At 58.1% G+C, this 4,401-nt stretch carries 4 protein-coding genes and 1 pseudogene; 1 reads left to right on the top strand and 4 read right to left on the bottom strand.

Going from position 1 to position 4,401, the window contains the following annotated elements; all coding sequences use genetic code 11:
• The 4 genes from araH to ACMX3H_RS19785 form a co-directional block, all read right to left on the bottom strand.
• On the bottom strand, positions 1–732 hold a 732-nt coding region (gene araH / locus ACMX3H_RS19800; RefSeq protein ID WP_415211923.1), incomplete at its 3' end, for an L-arabinose ABC transporter permease AraH.
• Complete coding sequence (araG, locus tag ACMX3H_RS19795) at positions 719–2,248, bottom strand: L-arabinose ABC transporter ATP-binding protein AraG (protein ID WP_415209757.1); 1,530 nt, start codon at positions 2,246–2,248, stop codon at positions 719–721. The genes araG and araH, both read right to left, overlap by 14 nt.
• 114 nt (positions 2,249–2,362) lie before the next feature.
• Positions 2,363–3,343, bottom strand: coding sequence for an arabinose ABC transporter substrate-binding protein (locus tag ACMX3H_RS19790; RefSeq protein WP_415209756.1), 981 nt, complete (start codon positions 3,341–3,343; stop codon positions 2,363–2,365).
• 322 nt (positions 3,344–3,665) lie between these two features.
• A complete protein-coding gene (locus ACMX3H_RS19785; protein WP_415209760.1) occupies positions 3,666–3,854 on the bottom strand; it encodes a hypothetical protein in 189 nt (62 codons plus the stop codon).
• Between ACMX3H_RS19785 and ACMX3H_RS19780 the strand changes: the two are divergent.
• Positions 3,775–4,401, top strand: a pseudogene (locus tag ACMX3H_RS19780) (ribulokinase); the annotation flags it as partial. The gene ACMX3H_RS19785 and the pseudogene ACMX3H_RS19780 overlap by 80 nt on opposite strands.

Here is a 4,401-nt window from a genome sequence, read left to right as displayed (position 1 = left end):
CGCCACCGCCGAGACCAGCCCCGACAGCACAAAGATAATGATCTTGGTGCGCACCACCGGCACGCCCGCCAGTCCGGCGGCCTCTTCATTACCGCCGATAGACAGCGTATTGCGGCCGAAGGTGGTTTTGTTCAGCAAAAAACCAAACACAATCATGCACAACACCGTTATCCAGATAGGCGCCGGCAGCCCCAGCCAGTTGGCATAGCCCAGCACAAAAAAACGCTCGTCCTCAATACCGACCGCTTTTCCGTCGGAAATGATGTATGCCAGACCGCGCACGATCTGCATTGTCGCAAGCGTGGTGATGAGCGCATTGATTTTCAACCAGGCGATAACGATACCGTTCACCAGTCCGGAAATCACGCCCAGCAGCAGCCCGGCGGCCACGCCGATCCAGAGGCTTTCGGTCACATTAATGACCACCGCGGCGGTCACCCCGGAGCAGGCAATAACCGACGCTACCGACAGGTCGAAATCGCCGGAGGCCAGACAAAACAGCATACCGCAGGCGACGATGCCCGACATGGATATGGCCAGGCCCAGCCCTTTCATATTGATGAAACTTGCGAAATTGGGCACGAAAAGCGCGCAGGCGACAAACAACGCCGTGAAGACCACCAGCATGCCGTAATTGTCCCAGATGCGGCTGATGCTCCGGGATTTGGGGGCTTTGCAGGGGTTGAGGTAACGGTAGATATGGTAGACTCCTTCCCGGTCAGAACTGCGCATCGGCGGTGCGGGTGTCAGGAGTGGTTAACATGGCCAGACTCAGCGCTTTTTGCTCGGTGGCCTCCTCATGGCGTAATTCGCCGGAGATAGCCCCTTCGCGCATCACGACGATACGATCGGCAATCCCAAGCACCTCCGGCAAATCGCTTGAGGCAAACAGCACGGCGATGCCGCGCCGCGCCAGGGCATAAATCACAGCGTAAATTTCATGTTTAGCGCCCACATCAATGCCGCGGGTCGGCTCGTCGAGCATGATGACTTTCATGTCCTCAGACAGCCAGCGGCCGAGAATCGCCTTTTGCTGATTGCCCCCGGAGAGATTCATAATCAATTGCGTGGCGGCCGGCGTCTTGATATTGAGCGCCGCGATATGGTGGCGGGCGTTTTCCGCCTCCCACGGCGCATTAATCAGGCACCCGACGCGCAGGAATTTGCGCCGGTCGCTAATATTGATATTGTCCTGTACCGAATGAACGGGAATGATGCCGTCGGCTTTGCGATCCTCTGGGCAAAGCATCAGGCCGTGGCGAATGGCGTCGGCTGGGCTATCAAAGGCGAGCGACTGGCCATCCAGCAGCAACTGGCCGCCAAGCAGGCGCGTACCGCCGAAAACCCCCTTCATCAATTCGCTGCGCCCCGCGCCCACCAGGCCGAACAGACCTACGATTTCGCCGGCGAGAACGCTGAGCGACACCGGCGATTTCACCCCTTCCGCCCGCACGGCGTTCAACGCGAGGCGCACCTCGCCATGGGGCCTGGGCTGATAGCCGTAAATATCCCCCAGACTGCGCCCCACCATCGCCTGCACCAGTTGGTCGTAGGATACCGAGGCGGTATAGGTAAACGTCTGCACATAGCGGCCATCTTTGAACACGGTGATAGCATCGCTCAGGGCAAAAATCTCCTCCATACGGTGCGACACATACAAAATCACCCGCCCTTCGGCGCGCAGTTCGCGAATCACGCGAAACAGCTGTTCTATCTCCCGTGCCGATAGCGAGCTGGTCGGTTCGTCGAAGGCGATAATTTTCGCGTTGCGCGCCAGCGCCTTGGCGATCTCCACCATCTGCCACTGGCCGATGGACAGGTATTTCAGCGGCGTATCCGGCGCGATATCCAGCCCCAAATGCGCCAATTGCAGCTGGGCTTCATAATGCAGAATACGGCGGCGCACCAGGCCACCGCGTGCGGGCAATTGGCCCAGGTAAATATTTTCCGCCACCGTCATCTCGGGTACTAAATGCAGTTCCTGATAGATAATGGCAACGCCGGCGTTCAGCGCATCAAGGGTGGTTGCAAACCGCACCGGCTGGTCTTTAATCACTATCTCACCCTGCGACGGCGTATAGCTGCCGCTGAGGATTTTCAACAGCGTCGACTTGCCGGCGCCATTTTCGCCCATCAGGGCATGGATCTGGCCGGGATAACAGTCAAAACTGATGGCGTCCAACGCCTTGACGCCGGGAAACACTTTGCCAATGCCGCGAAACGACAGGTAAGGCGGTGTCGTGGTCATGAATACATCCTCGAATAGCCGCGCCTGTTACCCCGGCGGCCGGAGCCGCGGCGAGGGAATTACGTCATCATGAGACGGGCCGCCACGCGGCGGCCCGTCAACCGACAGGACTGATCACAGCCCTTTTTTGTCCAGCTCCTGCTTGAAATTGGCGCGGGTGATGAGCACCACATTGGTCACTTCGGTGAATTTAGGCGGCTCCACGCCTTTGGTCACCCACTGATCCAGCATTTGGATGCTCTTATAGCCATGTACGTCCGGGCTCGGCAGCAGCGAACCGTAGAAACCGGTGGCGTTGGCTTTTGACAACTCACTTACCGCGTCAACGCCGTTTATGCCGATACCAATGACATTTTCGGCCTTGAAGCCCTGTCCTTCAGACGCGCGCACGCTGCCCAGCACCGTATTGTCGTTCATACCGATAATCAGCCAGTTCTTCACTGCCGGGTGCTGAACCAACAACGAGTTGGCCGCGTCGAAGGCGCCCGGAATATCGTTGGATTTAGTGGGGACCTGATAAATTTGCTTTTCCGGGAATCCCGCGGCCTTCAGCGCGTCCATGGAACCCGTGGTCCGCCGGCGGGCGGTGTCCAGTTCATTGGCGGTGATGGCCATCACGCCGGTGTCCTGCACCTTCCAGCCGCGTTTGTTCATCTCTTTCCACAGCTCTTGCCCCTGCAGCTCGCCGATTTTGGTGGCGGCCATCATGACCAGCGGCACACTGCCCATCGGCTTGCCTTTGACGGTGACGAATTGATCGTCCACGGCGATGACTTCCTGATCATAGCTGCGCGCCTTGGCGACGATCGCCGAACCGAGTTTGGGATCCGGCGTGCATATTACGAACCCTTTCGCCCCGCTGGCGGCCAGGCTGTCGATGGCGTTGAGGGTCTTTTCGCCGTCCGGCACGGCGATCTTTATCACCTCGAAGCCCAAATCCTTGCCGGCTTTATCGGCAAAACGCCATTCGGTTTGGAACCAGGGTTCCTCGGGCTGTTTCACAAAAAAACCGAGTTTTAAATTGTCAGCCATAGCCGAATGATACATAACCGCGGCCAGTCCGATAGCCGCTAATACCTGAGTGAATTTATGCATGTGATTCTCCGATTTTAGTTATCATCGTGCTCCGTTGCCGGCGAGCGTGTAAACGTTCTCATAGAATCTTCGGGTTATCTCCATCGGGCAATAATGCACATTGATACCGCATAATTCCGCCCGCCAGAGGACAGACCGGGGTAGTTTTAGCCTGTAAATGTCAGCCAGAGGTAGAGCGTTATCACATTTCCCAAGAACAGCAGATAACTCCATAAATTCAGCTAATTTAACCTGCTATTAACCTTTGATGTCGCTCACAAAATGACCATAAGCAGCAGATTTGTGCATACATCCAGCTAACCCCTCCTCACCGCCCGCGCCATTAGTCCTTATGGTAATCCTCATCGTTAGCGCAACGGGCAAGGGAGAGTGAAATGAAGAATGCGGCCATCAGTCTGGGACTGGACTTCGGCAGTGACTCGGTTCGCGCCTTGGCGGTATCCTGCGCCCCCAGCCAGGAGCTGGCGACCGACGTGGTATGGTACCCACGCTGGTTCGCCGGCCGGTTCACCCGCCCCGCCATCAAGTCAGTTTCGTCACCATCCGGCGGATTACCTGGAATCCATGGAACAGGCCCTGAAGGCCGTCATCGGACAGCTTTCCCCCGCACAGAGTCAGCAGATCGTCGGTATCGGCGTTGATACGACCGGGTCGACGCCGGCGCCGGTGGATGCCGAAGGCCGCGTGCTGGCGCTACGCCCTGACTTCGCCGACAATCCCAACGCCATGTTCGTCCTGTGGAAAGACCATACCGCCATCGATGAAGCCGAGGCCATCACCCGCCTGTGCCGCCAGCCCGGCCAGGAGGACTACACCCGCTATATCGGCGGCGTGTACTCCTCGGAATGGTTCTAGGCCAAAATCCTGCACATCACCCGCCAGGATGAGGCCGTACGCCGGCATGCGGCTTCCTGGGTCGAACTGTGCGATTGGATCCCGGCGGTATTGTCGGGAACCACCCAGCCGGCGGCGCTGCGCCGCCGGCCATAAATCCCTCTGGCATCCCGACTGGGGCGGCCTGCCCCCCGCTACGTTTTTCAACGCTCTGGATTCGCTAT

The sequence above is a fragment of the Sodalis sp. (in: enterobacteria) genome (genome assembly GCF_047607725.1).
Classification (GTDB): domain Bacteria; phylum Pseudomonadota; class Gammaproteobacteria; order Enterobacterales; family Enterobacteriaceae; genus JBLKSS01.
Note: the sequence above shows the minus strand (reverse complement) of the source record. Positions and strands in the feature narration are given on the sequence as shown.